The organism is Lachnoanaerobaculum gingivalis (assembly GCF_003862475.1).
GTDB lineage: Bacteria > Bacillota > Clostridia > Lachnospirales > Lachnospiraceae > Lachnoanaerobaculum > Lachnoanaerobaculum gingivalis.
Genome location: NZ_RRCO01000009.1, coordinates 56364 through 71416, shown reverse-complemented (window position 1 = coordinate 71416; position 15053 = coordinate 56364). Strand labels below are relative to the sequence as shown.

The 15053-nt window shown below is 39.7% G+C and carries 11 protein-coding genes, 5 tRNA genes and 1 rRNA gene; 15 read left to right on the top strand and 2 right to left on the bottom strand.

Going from position 1 to position 15053, the window contains the following annotated elements:
* From EHV10_RS14785 to EHV10_RS14405, 7 genes are all read left to right on the top strand, one after another.
* A partial coding sequence (locus tag EHV10_RS14785; protein WP_207667172.1) for a hypothetical protein occupies positions 1 to 181 on the top strand: 181 nt, incomplete at its 5' end.
* 163 nt (positions 182 to 344) lie between these two features.
* Positions 345 to 3233, top strand: a 23S ribosomal RNA gene (locus EHV10_RS14430).
* 195 nt (positions 3234 to 3428) lie between these two features.
* Positions 3429 to 3500, top strand: a tRNA-Glu gene (locus EHV10_RS14425).
* Between the two features lie 19 nt (positions 3501 to 3519).
* A tRNA-Ile gene (locus EHV10_RS14420) sits at positions 3520 to 3593 on the top strand.
* Positions 3594 to 3620: 27 nt separating this feature from the next.
* Positions 3621 to 3693, top strand: a tRNA-Asn gene (locus EHV10_RS14415).
* Between the two features lie 26 nt (positions 3694 to 3719).
* Positions 3720 to 3793, top strand: a tRNA-Asp gene (locus tag EHV10_RS14410).
* Positions 3794 to 3800: 7 nt separating this feature from the next.
* A tRNA-Leu gene (locus tag EHV10_RS14405) sits at positions 3801 to 3886 on the top strand.
* A 108-nt stretch (positions 3887 to 3994) separates the two neighbouring features.
* Here EHV10_RS14405 and EHV10_RS14400 read toward each other — a convergent pair.
* Positions 3995 to 4861 (bottom strand): DMT family transporter, encoded by an 867-nt coding sequence (locus EHV10_RS14400; RefSeq protein WP_128675250.1) that lies wholly within the window; start codon positions 4859 to 4861, stop codon positions 3995 to 3997.
* A gap of 253 nt (positions 4862 to 5114) precedes the next feature.
* On the opposite strand from EHV10_RS14400, the gene EHV10_RS14395 reads away from it, so the two are divergent.
* The 5 genes from EHV10_RS14395 to hcp all read left to right on the top strand — a co-directional run bounded on the left by EHV10_RS14395 (position 5115) and on the right by hcp (position 10713).
* Positions 5115 to 6335 carry an ABC transporter substrate-binding protein gene (locus EHV10_RS14395; RefSeq protein WP_128675249.1) on the top strand — a complete coding sequence of 407 codons (1221 nt, stop codon included), beginning with the start codon at positions 5115 to 5117 and terminating at the stop codon, positions 6333 to 6335.
* A gap of 14 nt (positions 6336 to 6349) precedes the next feature.
* A complete protein-coding gene (locus EHV10_RS14390; RefSeq protein WP_128675248.1) occupies positions 6350 to 7048 on the top strand; it encodes a GTP-binding protein in 699 nt (232 codons plus the stop codon).
* On the top strand, positions 7045 to 8079 hold the full coding sequence (locus EHV10_RS14385) for an ATP-binding cassette domain-containing protein (RefSeq protein WP_128675247.1): 1035 nt from the start codon (positions 7045 to 7047) through the stop codon (positions 8077 to 8079). Before EHV10_RS14390 ends, EHV10_RS14385 begins: the two co-directional genes overlap by 4 nt.
* The gene (locus tag EHV10_RS14380) at positions 8037 to 8708 is read left to right on the top strand and encodes a Crp/Fnr family transcriptional regulator (RefSeq protein WP_128675246.1); all 672 of its coding nucleotides are present in this window, start codon (positions 8037 to 8039) and stop codon (positions 8706 to 8708) included. The genes EHV10_RS14385 and EHV10_RS14380 overlap by 43 nt, the downstream gene beginning before the upstream one ends.
* A gap of 154 nt (positions 8709 to 8862) precedes the next feature.
* Positions 8863 to 10713 (top strand): hydroxylamine reductase, encoded by a 1851-nt coding sequence (hcp, locus tag EHV10_RS14375; protein ID WP_128675245.1) that lies wholly within the window; start codon positions 8863 to 8865, stop codon positions 10711 to 10713.
* Positions 10714 to 10742: 29 nt separating this feature from the next.
* Here hcp and EHV10_RS14370 read toward each other — a convergent pair whose 3' ends face one another.
* Positions 10743 to 11654, bottom strand: a complete 912-nt coding sequence (locus EHV10_RS14370) for an AraC family transcriptional regulator (RefSeq protein ID WP_128675244.1) — start codon at positions 11652 to 11654, stop codon at positions 10743 to 10745.
* A 305-nt stretch (positions 11655 to 11959) separates the two neighbouring features.
* Here EHV10_RS14370 and EHV10_RS14365 point away from each other — a divergent pair, with 305 nt between their 5' ends.
* Genes EHV10_RS14365 through EHV10_RS14355 form a run of 3 tightly spaced genes read left to right on the top strand, consistent with a single transcriptional unit; the run spans position 11960 to position 15042 of the window.
* Complete coding sequence (locus EHV10_RS14365; protein ID WP_128675243.1) at positions 11960 to 13270, top strand: ABC transporter substrate-binding protein; 1311 nt, start codon at positions 11960 to 11962, stop codon at positions 13268 to 13270.
* A gap of 60 nt (positions 13271 to 13330) precedes the next feature.
* Positions 13331 to 14221, top strand: coding sequence for a carbohydrate ABC transporter permease (locus tag EHV10_RS14360; RefSeq protein WP_128675242.1), 891 nt, complete (start codon positions 13331 to 13333; stop codon positions 14219 to 14221).
* An 8-nt stretch (positions 14222 to 14229) separates the two neighbouring features.
* Positions 14230 to 15042 (top strand): carbohydrate ABC transporter permease, encoded by an 813-nt coding sequence (locus EHV10_RS14355; RefSeq protein WP_128675241.1) that lies wholly within the window; start codon positions 14230 to 14232, stop codon positions 15040 to 15042.
* Positions 15043 to 15053 lie beyond the last annotated feature (11 nt).

Genomic DNA, 15053 nt, shown 5'->3' with positions numbered 1-15053 from the left:
AAAGCAAGCGAAGCGAAGCTTGAATCTTAGTGAAAAAGCACACCTTGCGCAGCGAAGCGGAGCAATGGTGTTACCACAAGTGGGGACTACATCAGATATTCCTTTGGAGAGGATGAAAGATGTTGAAGTTCGAATCTTTAAGTCTCATTTGCAGAGAAGTTCTCTGCATGATGTACCTTGAAAACTGCATACCAAACGAGAAATTATATAAATATTTTATAATTAGACATCCGAGGTATTAATTGCTTTAAGTAATTAATATTTAATAACAAAAATAAATTTTTAAACAAAGTGTATGATACACGCTAGTGTCATACAAAACACTAAATCTAAAAGATTTAAGAGGTTAAACATAAAGAGCGTAGGGTGGATGCCTAGGCACTGACAGCCGAAGAAAGACGTGACAAGCTGCGAAAAGCTGCGGGGAGAAGCACATATTCAGTGATCCGCAGATGTCTGAATGGGGAAACCCACTTGGAAGAACTCCAAGTATCTGTACGCCAATACATAACGTACAGAGGGGAACCCGGTGAACTGAAACATCTAAGTAGCCGGAGGAAAAGAAAACAACAGTGATTGCGAAAGTAGCGGCGAGCGAAATCGTAAGAGCCCAAACCGTGGTGCGTGCACTGCGGGGTAGAGGACTGCAACACGAGTAAGATATATTACCTGAACCGTTTTGGAAAAGCGGGCCAAAGAGCGTGAGAGCCGTGTAAGGGAAAATATATTGAATCCAGCAGTATCCGGAGTACCACGAGACACGAGAAACCTTGTGGGAAGCAGGGGGGACCACCCCCCAAGGCTAAATACTAGTCAGTGACCGATAGCGTATAGTACTGTGAAGGAAAGGTGAAAAGAACCCCGGGAGGGGAGTGAAAAAGAACCTGAAACCCTATGTTTACAAACTGTGGAACACCGAAAGGTGAACCGCGTACTTTTTGTAGAACGGTCCGGCGAGTTACATGTACAGGCGAGGTTAAGTATTAAAGATACGGAGCCGAAGGGAAACCAAGTCTTAATAGGGCGAGTTTAGTCAGTATGTGTAGACCCGAAACCGGGTGATCTATCCATGTCCAGGTTGAAGTTCGCGTAAAAGTGAATGGAGGACCGAACGCACATCCGTTGAAAAGGGTGGCGATGAGGTGTGGATAGGGGAGAAATTCCAATCGAACCCGGAGATAGCTGGTTCTCCTCGAAATAGTTTTAGGACTAGCCTCGTTATTAGTCTACCGGAGGTAGAGCACTGAATTTTTGCGGGGGCGTCAAAGCCTACCAAGAGATATCAAACTCCGAATGCCGGCTAGATGATTGACGGGAGTCAGACTACACGAGATAAGTTGGGTAGTCAAAAGGGAAAGAGCCCAGACCTACGGCTAAGGTCCCAAAGTGTGTGTTAAGTGGAAAAGGATGTGGGATTTCGAAGACAGCTAGGATGTTGGCTTAGAAGCAGCCATACATTAAAAGAGTGCGTAACAGCTCACTAGTCGAGAGGTCCTGCGCCGAAAATGTCCGGGGCTAAACACAACACCGAAGCCTAGGAATGTATATTATACATTGGTAGAGGAGCATTCTTAGAGGCGTAGAAGCCATACCGGAAGGAATGGTGGAGTAATAAGAAGAGAGAATGCCGGAATGAGTAGCGAGAAAGAGGTGAGAATCCTCTTGGCCGAATATCTAAGGTTTCCTGAGTAAAGCTGATCTACTCAGGGTAAGTCGGGGCCTAAGGCAAGGTCGAAAGACGTAGTCGATGGATAACAGGTACAGATTCCTGTACTACATATAATCAGAACTGTGGGGACACGGAGACTAAAAACCGAACCCGGGAGGACAAAAACCGGGGCAAGCGAAGTACCTGTATGGGAGGAAAAACCACCATGCAAGGGGAAAACGTGATGCGTACCGAAAATTAGTAGGGAAGTCGGTTAGGGAGCCGTCAAGAAAAGCCGCTATTGTGTTATATGTACCCGTACCGCAAACCGACACAGGTAGATGAGGAGAGAATCCTAAGGCCGGCGGGAGAAGCATTGTTAAGGAACTCGGCAAAATGACCCCGTAACTTCGGGAGAAGGGGTGCCACTAGGAATAGTGGTCGCAGAAAAAAGGCTCAAGCAACTGTTTAGCAAAAACACAGGTCTATGCGAAACCGCAAGGTGAAGTATATGGGCTGACGCCTGCCCGGTGCCGGAAGGTTAAGAGGAGAAGTCAGGAAACGAAGCTTTGAATTGAAGCCCCGGTAAACGGCGGCCGTAACTATAACGGTCCTAAGGTAGCGAAATTCCTTGTCGGGTAAGTTCCGACCCGCACGAAAGGCGTAATGATTTGAGCGCTGTCTCAACAATGCACCCGGTGAAATTGAAGTACCAGTGAAGATGCTGGTTACCTGCGCCAGGACGGAAAGACCCCATGGAGCTTTACTCCAGTTTGGTACTGGGATTCGGTAATACTCGTACAGGATAGGTGGGAGACATAGAAGCATGGACGCCAGTTTATGCAGAGTCGCCGTTGGGATACCACCCCTGTATTGCTGGATTTCTAACCTGCGGCCGTAATCCGGCCGGGGGACAATGCCAGACGGGGAGTTTGACTGGGGCGGTCGCCTCCGAAAGAGTATCGGAGGCGCTCGAAGGTTCCCTCAGAATGGTCGGAAACCATTCAAAGAGTGCAAAGGCAGAAGGGAGCTTGACTGCGACACCGACGGGTGGAGCAGGTACGAAAGTAGGACTTAGTGATCCGGTGGCATAAAGTGGGATTGCCATCGCTCAACGGATAAAAGCTACCCTGGGGATAACAGGCTTATCACTCCCAAGAGTTCACATCGACGGAGTGGTTTGGCACCTCGATGTCGGCTCATCGCATCCTGGGGCTGTAGCAGGTCCCAAGGGTTGGGCTGTTCGCCCATTAAAGCGGTACGCGAGCTGGGTTCAGAACGTCGTGAGACAGTTCGGTCCCTATCCGGCGTGGGCGTAAGATATTTGAGAGGAGCCGTCCTTAGTACGAGAGGACCGGGACGGACTGACCGCTGGTGTACCTGTTGGAGAGTGACTCCATGGCAGGGTAGCTATGTCGGGACGGGATAAACGCTGAAGGCATCTAAGCGTGAAGCCCCCCTCAAGATGGGATATCTCATGTGAAAACAGTAAGACCCCTTGAAGACTACGAGGTAGATAGGGCCAAGATGTAAGTACAGTAATGTATTAAGTTGATGGTTACTAATAGGTCGAGGGTTTAACCAAAAGGATAAGGAATTTATTTTTAAGTTTGGTAGGCAGTTTTGAAGGCACATATTTTTCTTAGTGGGTACGAGCAAAGCGAAGTACAAAGTTAGAAAAATAGCGTACTTGAACTTACGAAGTAAGTTCATAGTGTTACCTTTTATAAAAAAAATACTTGACATTTTATTGTACAAAGAGTAAAATATTACAGTGTTCGGCCCCATGGTCAAGCGGTTAAGACATCGCCCTTTCACGGCGGTAACACGAGTTCAAATCTCGTTGGGGTCATTGGCGAAAGCCTTTATTGGGAGCTTTAGCTCAGTTGGTTAGAGCAATCGGCTCATAACCGATCGGTCCCGGGTTCGAGTCCCTGAAGCTCCACTGCCCTTAGTTTTCTAAGGGCAATATTCCTTGATAGCTCAGTCGGTAGAGCATGCGGCTGTTAACCGCAGTGTCGTAGGTTCGAGTCCTACTCAGGGAGCTAAGATATTTATATCTTAATATTATGGCCCGATGGCTCAGTTGGTTAGAGCGCCGCCCTGTCACGGCGGAGGTCGTCGGTTCGAGTCCGATTCGGGTCGCTTTTATGCCGTAGTGGCGGAACAGGCAGACGCCCGGGACTTAAAATCCCGTGGGTAGAAATACCCGTACCGGTTCGATTCCGGTCTGCGGCAGTTTGAAATTTAGCACAGTCCTTATAATGAAGGATTTGTGCTTTTTTTGTATTTTTTAATTTATCAGGAATCAGGATGATAATAAAAGTACTGTTTAAAATATCCGATTCAATTTCTAATAATCTTAGGTAAAACTTCGGACAATATAAAGGAAAATATTACAATAGCTCCTCCTATAATGAGATTCGGAGTAAAAGACTCGTGTAAAAGTATTATTCCCATAAACGCAGCCATCACACTTTCAAGAGAGAGCAATACTCCGCTTGTTGTGGCGGATACATGTTTCATACCGTACAATATTAAAAAGAAAGGTAAGGTTGTACAAAATATGGTAAGATATATTAACTGAAAGCTGTCTGCCGGACTTAAGGAAAACCTGTTATTTCCTATTAAAACTAATGACAGGATAGAAAGAACGGCTGTAGTGGAAACCTGCAATACATTCAATATTCCCGAATCATAAAGTTTTGAGTACTTTGATGAAATAACAATATACAAAGCATAGTCAACAGCGCAAAGTATGCAATATATATCACCGATATGAAAGCTTCCAAGATTATTACCTAAAATAAAGGATACGCCTATCATACAGATAACTGAAACAATTATATCGGATAATGAGGGCCTTTTTCTCATTATAACAAGGTATGCGGGAGGCAACAGTATAATATACGATGCAATAAGTAAAGACGAGCGTGAAGTTGTTGTATACTGTAAGCCGACTGTAAATGTAAAAAATTCTCCGAAAAGAAATATGCCCATTATTATACCGGCTTTTAATATTTCAAAATTAATCTTCAAGAGCTTTTTATTATAAATAAATACAAGTATTATTGCGGCAAAAGAAAATCTTAAAGATAATATCATATAAGGTGACACATCTTCTAAAAGCTGTTTTACAAAAATATAGGCTGAGGCCCAGAAAAATGTAGCAGTAAATAATGCCAAAAAAGCCTGAATCTTTTCTCTATTCATTTTATTCCCCCAAATAATAAAAAAATACTGATATAAGCTTTATTATAACGAATATTTGTTGTAAAATATATATTTCCTAAAACAACTTTTTAGATCATAAAGCCGATTATTGTATACTATAAACATAATAAATACTTGTTTAATTAACATCGGTTACAGATTTTTTACCGTACTCAAACTAGAATATGATTTACCTATAGTATTAGCCGGGACTTTCTTATCCGGCTTTGTTTAATCAGTTAAAGGAGTTATTATGAATAAATACTTTGATATAAAAGATAAAGTATATGATGTTACGGAAAAGTACCCTGAGCTTATAGAAGTATTGGCAGGTGCAGGATTTGAGAATCTAAAAAACGATATGATGAGAAAATCAATGGGTAAACTTCTCAGCCTTGAAACCGCATTAAAGAGTAAGAATATAAATGTTGAGGTATTTGAAAAGCAACTTGTAGAGGCCATAGAGAGAAAGACTGTGATGTCCGATAATAACGGCATTGTAAGAAATCAGGATGAAAATGCAAAGACCTCTATAAAGGGAATATTGCCATGTCCTGTAAGAATGCAGTTTATAGAGAGATTTGAAAAGTTTGTGGAAAGTCAGAACTATGAAATCAACTACAATCTGAATGCTGCAAGTATGGGAATGGAAGTTATTGAAGAAGAGATAAGGAATGCAAAGACAGAAGACGATTTGTCGGATGTATATATGTCAGCAGGATTTAATCTGTTTTTTGATAAGAAGTTGATGGGTAAATTCAGAGATAAGGGTGTTTTTATAGACTATAGACAGGGAAAATTAAATAAATCTCTAGATAACGGAATGATTTCCTTAAAGGATCCGAAAGGAGAATATTCTATAATAGGTGTTGTTCCTGCAATTTTTATTGTAAATAAAGACGTACTGGGAGACAGAAGTTTACCTACCTCATGGGAGGATCTGTTTAAGCCTGAATTTGAAAACTCCATAGCACTTCCTACCTCGGATTTGGATATGTTTAATGCGATTATGCTTGGAATATATTCAAAATACGGAAGGGAAGCTGTTGAGGCACTTGGAAGAGGTCTTTTAAAGTCAATGCATCCGGCACAGATGGTAAAGACAGGAGGAAGAAAAGATTTTAATACACCTGCAGTAAGTATTATGCCTTATTTCTTTTCAAAGACCATAAAGGAAAATTCAAACCTTACAGTAGTTTGGCCAAAGGACGGAGCTATAATAAGTCCTGTATTCCTTTTGACAAGAAAGAAAAACTATGATAACAGTAAACCTTTAATAGATTTCCTTTTATCAAAAGAAGTGGCGGATATATTGGGTGCAGACGGTAAATTCCCACAGACAAATCCTGAATATGATAATAAACTTGCAGAAGATCAAAACTTCCTTTGGGCAGGATGGGAGTTTATTCACTCAAATGATATTGGAGAAATCCTTTTAAATACGGAAAAATGGTTTTACGGTCAGACAGAATAAGGAGAGATTAATATATGAATTTAGTTATATTTTCAGGTCCTCCTTCGTCGGGAAAGACCTCTGTTATTTTAAAAACTATTGAAGCAATGAAGGATAGAGGTATAAAGGCGGGAGTTGTAAAGTTTGACTGCTTATATACCGATGACGATATCATATATGAAAAGGCAAACATTCCTGTAAAGAAAGGACTTTCGGGAGGACTTTGTCCCGATCATTTCTTTGCATCAAATATTGAAGACGTTGTGAAATGGGGAAGGGAACAAGGTCTGGATCTGCTTATTACAGAGTCTGCAGGACTTTGTAATCGTTGTTCACCTTATATTACAGATATAAAAGGTGTATGTGTAATAGATAATCTCTCAGGTATAAATACACCTAAAAAAATAGGACCTATGTTAAAAGCTGCGGATATAGTAGTCATAACAAAGGGCGATATAGTAAGTCAGGCGGAGAGAGAAGTATTCAGCGGCAGAGTAAGTGCGGTAAATCCGAGAGCCATAGTAATGAATGTAAACGGACTCAGCGGTCAGGGTGCATTCGAGTTGTCTACATTAATATATGACAATGAAGTAAATATTGAGTCGGTACAGGGAATGAAGCTCAGGTTTGCAATGCCTTCGGCAATGTGTTCTTATTGTCTGGGAGAAACCAGAATAGGAGAAGATTACCAATTAGGTAATACTAAGAAGATGCAATGGGAGGCAAATAAATGAGTGAAATAAAATTAAAAGAGTTACTGGAAAAATATCCTTTTGCGACAGATTTCTTTGAGAGCGCAGGCTTTGATATCACTAAAAGTTTGGATGCAACTTTTTCTGATTTTTTGGATGGATTTACCGAAGAAGAACTTGAAGAAACAGCAATAAATAAGGAAGAATTAAAAATCCAGCTTGACACATTCATCAAGCAAATGCTACAATTCCTTGGTGATAGTAAAGAAAAAATAGGAAGTTTAACTATTTTTCCAGGTCATAACAAAAGTGGAGAAAGAGAGAATTGTGAAAAATTTGACATTTTTTCTTCACAAATTGTGTCTATAGTTGGACCTACAGGATCCGGAAAGAGTAGATTGTTGGCTGACATTGAATGGGCAGCACAAAATGATACCCCTACCGGTAGAACCATATATATAAATGGTAAAAAGCCGGATCCGAAATGGCGATATTCTACAAATAATAAATTAGTTGCACAATTGTCACAAAATATGAACTTTGTTATGGATCTTACAGCTCGTGAATTTATAACCATGCATGCGGAAAGCAGAATGGTGGAGGATATTGAGACTGTGGTTGAGAAGATCCTTTATGAAGCAAATAAACTTGCCGGAGAATGCTTTGCCCCCGAGACAGCAGTTACAGCTCTAAGCGGAGGTCAGTCCAGAGCTCTTATGATTGCCGATACGGCAGTGTTAAGTTCTTCACCCATCGTTTTGATTGATGAAATTGAAAATGCCGGAATAGATAGAAAAAAGGCTTTAGACCTTTTGATTTCACAGGATAAGATAGTCCTTATGGCTACTCATGATCCCCTTTTGGCATTGATGGCGGATAAGAGAATTGTTATAAAAAACGGCGGGATTGATAAGATAATCGAAACAACGGCAGAAGAAAAAGAAGTTTTAGTGCAACTGAATTATATTGACGGAATTATGCAAGAATCTAGAAAAAGATTGCGTGCGGGTATGACGCTTGAAGGAGATATATGTCAGGAAGTTATACACAGTCCCCACTCTTTAGGGGAATGACTAAAGAGGAAATAGAGCTTTGCTTAAAAGAGGCAAAAGCAGATATTGTGGGCTTTAGAAAAGGCGAAATGATTTTCAATCAGGGAGATAAGCCCAGATATATTACAATGTTGGTTGAGGGTAGTGTGTCGGTAGGCAATGACTCTGTGAACGGAAAAAGAAGTATATTGGGAATGTTTTCAAACCCGGGAGAGCTTTTTGGAGAGGTTTTTTTATTTTTAAACTATGATGAATATGCCAATTATGCATGTGCAAGTGCGCCAAGTAAGATTTTAGAGATACCAAAGGAGTATCTTACAAGACTTGGAGATAAGCCGTCAGCACTTCAAAATAAAATGCTCTCAAATTTGCTTACAATATTTGCGGAGAGAACATACTATTTAAATAACAGATTACAGGTACTGTCATGCTCAACATTGAAGCAGAAGATTGCCAGATTTATATTGCAGAATATGAATGACAGAGACAGAGTTACTTTAAAGATGAGTAGAGAAGAGTTTGCGGACTTTTTAAATGCTGCAAGGCCTTCACTCTCAAGAGAACTTATGAAAATGCAGGAAGACGGTTATATAAAGGTTGTGAGAAAAGACCTTATAGTAAAAAATCTGGAAGGACTGAAAAGTCTTTAAAAAAAAACATTGCTCGGTAACTAAGGTTACAGTTTTTAGATTTCCTTTCTGTTAATATACACTCATGCACAAGATGCAAGAGAAAAATAAACTTAAATCTGTAGAGACAGATTGCTCATAGACTGTAGAACAGTCATAGTAAGAGGAGGTACAAATGGAAAACAAAATGTTTTGTTATCAGTGTCAAGAGACAGCGGGTAATACAGGATGTACACAGGTAGGTGTATGTGGTAAGAAGCCTGAAGTTGCAAATATGCAGGATTTACTTATATATGTAAGTAAGGGCATATCAGCAGTTACAACAAGACTTCGTGCAGAAGGAAAGGAAGTAAGCAAGGAAGTAAACCACCTTATTACATTAAACCTTTTTATAACTATTACAAATGCAAACTTTGACAATGATGCTATTATCGCAAGAATCAAGAGAACATTGGATGTTAAGAAGGAACTTCTTGCAGAGGTTTCACAGCCTGAGTTCTTGCCTGAGGCAGCTTTCTGGGAGTCATATGATGAGAGCGAGTATCTTACAAAGGCTGCTACAGTAGGTGTGCTTGCAACAGAAAACGAGGACATCAGAAGCCTTAGAGAGCTTATTATATACGGTCTTAAGGGACTTTCAGCATATTCAAAGCATGCAAATGCACTTTTACAGGATGACGGTGAGGTAGACGCATTCTTACAGAGAGCATTGGCTGCAACACTTGATGATACTCTCGGTGTAGATGAGCTTGTAGCACTTACACTTGAGACAGGTAAGTATGGTGTAAACGGAATGGCTTTGCTTGACAAGGCAAACACAACAGCTTACGGTAACCCTGAGATTACAACAGTTGATATCGGTGTAGGTACAAATCCGGGTATTCTTGTTTCAGGACATGACTTAAGAGACCTTGAGATGCTTTTAAAGCAGACACAGGGAACAGGAGTGGATGTTTATACTCACTCAGAGATGCTTGCAGGTCAGTATTATCCTGAACTTAAGAAGTATTCAAACCTTAAGGGTAACTACGGTAATGCATGGTGGAAGCAGAAAGAAGAGTTTGAGAGTTTTAACGGACCGATCCTTATGACTACAAACTGTATCGTACCGCCTAAGGCAAGCTATATCGACAGACTTTATACAACAGGTTCAGCAGGTTATCCGGGATGTAAGCATATCGCAGGTGATATCGGTGAGGAGAAGGATTTCTCAGAAATCATCGAGCAGGCTAAAAAATGTGCACCTCCAACTGAGATCGAGAGCGGAAATATTGTAGGTGGTTTTGCACATGCACAGGTTCTTGCACTTGCAGATAAGGTAGTAGATGCTGTTAAAACAGGTGCTATTTCAAAGTTCGTTGTAATGGCAGGTTGTGACGGTCGTTCAAAGGCAAGAAACTACTATACAGATTTTGCTAAGGCTCTTCCAAAGGATGCCGTTATCCTTACAGCAGGATGTGCTAAGTACAAGTACAATAAGCTTGACCTTGGAGATATCGGTGGTATTCCGAGAGTTCTTGATGCAGGTCAGTGTAATGACTCTTATTCATTGGCAGTTATCGCACTTAAGCTTAAGGAAGTATTCGGACTTGATGATATCAATGATCTTCCGCTTGAGTTCAATATTGCATGGTATGAGCAGAAGGCAGTTATCGTTTTACTTGCGCTTTTATACTTAGGAGTGAAGAATATTCACCTCGGACCTACACTTCCGGGATTCCTCTCACCAAATGTAGCTAAGGTATTGGTTGAGAACTTCGGTATTGCAGGTATCGGAACAGTTGAGGATGATATTGAGCTTTTCTTCGGAAAGGTTGAGAAGGAAGTTGCTGACGGAAAGTACAGCCCTGATATGCTTATCGGTGAGGTACTCGCTGAGAACCCTACTGCAGCAAGCGTTCTTATGGATATCGGTATGCACTGCCTCGGATGCCCTTCATCACAGATGGAGTCACTTGCAGAGGCCGCTATGGTACATGGTATAGATGTAAACGAGCTTATCAGCAGATTAAACCAGTTAGGATAAATTTATATAGATTAAAAGACAGCCCGGATTTAAAAGTCCGGGCTATTTTTTGCTTTTTTATCCATATTTTTTATAAATCTGTTAAACTCAAGATCCGACATTTTATCATTTTCATATTTTAATTTTCTGTATACTGAAGGTGTCAGACCGTATTTATGTTTGAAGGCCTTTGAAAAAACAGACAGAGAATCATAGCCGCAAGAATATGCGACATTTTCTACAGACAGAGCGGAGTCATCAAGCATGTGGCAGGCTCTGTTAAGTTTACAATATGTCAGGTATTCAGATGGTGAATGTCCCATTGCATTTTTAAAAAGTGTAAAAAGATAATTTCTGCTTATACCTAAATGAGAGGAAACATCGGTAACACCTATCTGATTGTAGAAATTATTCTGAATAAATTCTACTGCTCTTACAAGATAATTATTGTTCCTAAGCTCTGTAGATTGGCTTAAAGATTCCGAATACATTGTATCCGGACATATATCGCTTAAAAACTCATATAAAAGTGACTGTCTCTTTAATTCCTCTTTAAATCCGCTTGAATCAGTATCAAGTATTGCTTCTGTAATAGCTATTATTTTTTCTCTGTTACCGGTTAAAATAGGGTTATCGGAGCTTATTCCTATACGTTTCATTATTTCTACGGCTTTATCACCTTTAAATGCGACCCAAAGATAATGCCAAGGATCTTCAAAATCAGCCTGGTAAAAAGTCATTGCGCTGGGCTCTATTAAAAAAGCCTGATTTTCACCTAAATCATACTCTACATCCGAACAAAAAAACTTACCCTTACCGCTTAATATAAAATGTATTATATAGCAGGGTCTTATAGCCGGGCCGAATCTATGTCCCGGACTGCATTCTTCATGACCTACAAAATTTATAAAGCAATCAGAGAATGTCTGATCGTTAAACAGTTTAAAATTTATACCTTTCATAATTCTCCATTTTAATATAAATACATATTGAAAATATACTCATAAGGTATATTTTATTTTGTTGAAGTTTTAATTGCAATAAAGAATTTACGTAAATACATTCAAAATTATAATTGGTTAACGAAATAACAATCAGTGGATATAGTATAAAAATTAAAAGTACATATAAATGCGCTTTAAAGGGATAAAAATAAACAAAGACTTTGAAACTAATTACAAATTGACAAATTTATATAACATTTTGAAATGCAGGCCAAAAATAATTATATTATTATAAGACCATGAAATTTAAGGGAGGACTTAAAATGATTAAGAAAAAATTACTTGGTTTAGTACTATCTTCAATGATGGTATTATCTTTGGCAGCTTGTGGCGGATCATCAGGCGGAGCCGATAAATCATCTGCAGCGGCAGACAGCTCACAAGGAAGCGCTGACGGCGGAAAGATAACAGTGGCTATATGGGATAACGGACAAAAGCCCGGATTACAGGAAATTATAAATGATTTCACTGCAGAAACAGGATATCAGGTAGATCTTCAGGTAATCACATGGGACTCATATTGGACATTACTTGAGGCAGGTGCTTCAGGCGGAGATATGCCGGATGTATTCTGGATGCACTCAAATGAGTCACAAAAATATATGGAAAACGGTATCCTTATGGATCTTACCGAAAGAATTAAGGCAAGCGACAAGCTTGAGATGGATAAATTCCCTGAGGATGTTAAGGAATTATATGTAAATGACGGTAAGACCTACGCAATACCTAAGGATGTGGATACAATAGCGCTTTGGTACAATAAGACTATGTTTGATGAGGCAGGTCTTGCATATCCTGATGAGAACTGGACATGGGATGATTACTATGATGCGGCTGTAAAGCTTACAAAGCCTGACGGAAGCCAGTTCGGTACAGCTATGAATCCTTCAAACAACCAGGACGGTTGGTACAATATAGTATATTCAATGGGTGGCAAGGTTATTTCAGATGATAAGAAAAAATCAGGGATGGATGACCCTAATACATTAAAGGCAATGGAGTTTGTTGATAAGCTCAGAAAAGATGCTATGCCTGATGCTACCGTAATGTCTGAGACAGGTACAGATGTACTCTTACAGTCAGGTAAAATCGCTATGCTCCCACAGGGTTCATGGATGGTTGCGCCGTTTAAGGAGAATGAGTATCTTGTTGCAAATTGTGATGTAGCTGTACTTCCAAAGGATGCAACTACAGGTAAGAGAGTCAGCCTTTATAACGGTCTTGGATGGGCTGCAAATGCCGGTACAAAGAATCCTGAGGCTGCATGGAAGCTTATCGAGTGGTTTTCAACAAAGGATAATCAGGAAAAGCAGGCAAAGCTTGGTGTAACAATGGCGGCATATGAGGGTGTATCTGATTTGTGGAAAAACAATACAGATAAGTTCAACCTTCAAGCATACTTAACAATGTTAAATGACAGTGACCTTGTAATCAGACCACACTCAAGAGCAACAGTAGTTTGGGAAAACAAGAACACAGCAAATCTTGTAGAGGCTTGGAGCAATAAGGTAAGTATAGATGAGGCATGTAAGAAGGCTGCATCCGATATGAATGAACTGTTGTCACAGGAATAATTGATGCATTTACCCGGAGCTGCTACATTTTGTAGCGGCTCTTTGTCATAAGGAGAATATATGAATAAAAGTAGAATGACACCAAGACAAAAGAGTGAGTTAAGATGGGGATGGGCTTTTATGTTTCCGACAGTCTTAGGACTATTGGTACTCAATATTTACCCTACATTTAGAACGATATATCAAAGCTTTTTCAAAACAGGAGATTTTGGAAAGGGAAATAAATTTGTAGGATTCGGAAATTATATAAAACTTTTCAAAGGGACCGAGATATGGCAGGCAATTATAAATACCTTCAAATATGCAATAGTTGAAGTGCCTTTTTCTATAGCTATAGCTTTGGTACTGGCAGTATTCTTAAACGGAAAAATAAAGGGAAGAGGTATTTATCGTACCGTTTTCTTCCTTCCGATGGTTGCTGCACCTGCTGCAGTGGCAATGGTATGGAGATGGCTTTACAATTCCGAGTTCGGTCTTATAAATAATATTTTCCATTTGAAAGTAAACTGGATATCAGACCCTAATCTGGCTGTATATTCTATTGCCATAATAGGTATATGGTCAATAATCGGTTATAATATGATACTTTTTATCTCGGGATTGCAGGAAATACCAAGTGACTACTACGAGGCATCAAGTCTTGACGGTGCAAGTGGAATACATCAGTTCTTTAATATTACTATACCTTTACTTTCACCTACTATATTCTTTGTAAGTATTACAAGAGTAATAGGCGGATTCATGGTATTTGACCTTATATACATGGTAATGGACAGAGATAATCCTGCACTGCCAAGGACTCGGTCTTTAGTATTCTTATTCTATCAGTATACTTTCAGAAATCAGGATAAGGGAATGGGAGCGGCAGTTGTGGTAATTTTATTGTTAATTATCATTATTATCACCATATTGCAGATGTTGGCACAGAAAAAATGGGTTCATTATAATTAGGAGGAGATATGAAATTAAATAAACTTTTAATTCATGTGATACTTATCATGGTATCCATAACTATGATCGTACCCTTTGCATGGATGGCACTTACAGCTTTTAAAACGGTAACAGAGTCCACATCTGTGAATCCGTTTACTATATTTCCTGCAAAATGGATAACTTCAAATTTCACAGAAGTTATAGGCAATATGGACTTTATGAAATTATATCTGAACACATTATTGCTTATAGTCGGAAGAGTATTTTTTGCGGTGATGACATCCACTATAGCAGGTTATGCATTGGCAAGACTCGATTTTCCGGGAAAAACTGTGTGCTTCGGACTGGTACTTTTCCAAATGATGGTTCCAAGTCAGATATTTATTATTCCTCAGTACCTTATGGTAAGTAAGCTTGGAATGCTTGATACAATATTTGCCCTTATATTCCCTGGACTTGTATCGGCTTTTGGAACATTTCTTCTGAGGCAGACATTTATGTCTTTGCCTAGAGATTTGGAAGAAGCGGCAAGAATAGACGGATGTAATATCGGACAGACATTTTTGCTTATTATGATGCCGCTTGTGCGTTCGGGAATGATTGCACTCGGTATCTTTACAGCGGTTTTTGCTTACAAGGACCTTATGTGGCCTATGATTGTAAATAAGAATGTTATGCCGCTTTCAGCTGCACTTGCCAAAATGCAGGGACAGTATACAAATAACTATCCACAGTTGATGGCAGCATCACTACTTGCTTGTATTCCTATGATAATTCTATATCTGATATTCCAAAAGCAGTTTGTAGAAGGTATAGCGACATCAGGTGGAAAATTATAATATTAAGAGGT

Bases quoted from the DNA above. Each gene is read 5' to 3' on its own strand.
- hcp (WP_128675245.1), top strand. From the start codon at position 8,863: ATGGAAAACAAAATGTTTTGTTATCAGTGTCAAGAGACAGCGGGTAAT.
- EHV10_RS14370 (WP_128675244.1), bottom strand. From the start codon at position 11,654: ATGAAAGGTATAAATTTTAAACTGTTTAACGATCAGACATTCTCTGAT.
- EHV10_RS14355 (WP_128675241.1), top strand. From the start codon at position 14,230: ATGAAATTAAATAAACTTTTAATTCATGTGATACTTATCATGGTATCC.
- EHV10_RS14400 (WP_128675250.1), bottom strand. From the start codon at position 4,861: ATGAATAGAGAAAAGATTCAGGCTTTTTTGGCATTATTTACTGCTACA.
- EHV10_RS14365 (WP_128675243.1), top strand. From the start codon at position 11,960: ATGATTAAGAAAAAATTACTTGGTTTAGTACTATCTTCAATGATGGTA.
- EHV10_RS14390 (WP_128675248.1), top strand. From the start codon at position 6,350: ATGAATTTAGTTATATTTTCAGGTCCTCCTTCGTCGGGAAAGACCTCT.
- EHV10_RS14360 (WP_128675242.1), top strand. From the start codon at position 13,331: ATGAATAAAAGTAGAATGACACCAAGACAAAAGAGTGAGTTAAGATGG.
- EHV10_RS14380 (WP_128675246.1), top strand. From the start codon at position 8,037: ATGTCAGGAAGTTATACACAGTCCCCACTCTTTAGGGGAATGACTAAA.
- EHV10_RS14385 (WP_128675247.1), top strand. From the start codon at position 7,045: ATGAGTGAAATAAAATTAAAAGAGTTACTGGAAAAATATCCTTTTGCG.
- EHV10_RS14395 (WP_128675249.1), top strand. From the start codon at position 5,115: ATGAATAAATACTTTGATATAAAAGATAAAGTATATGATGTTACGGAA.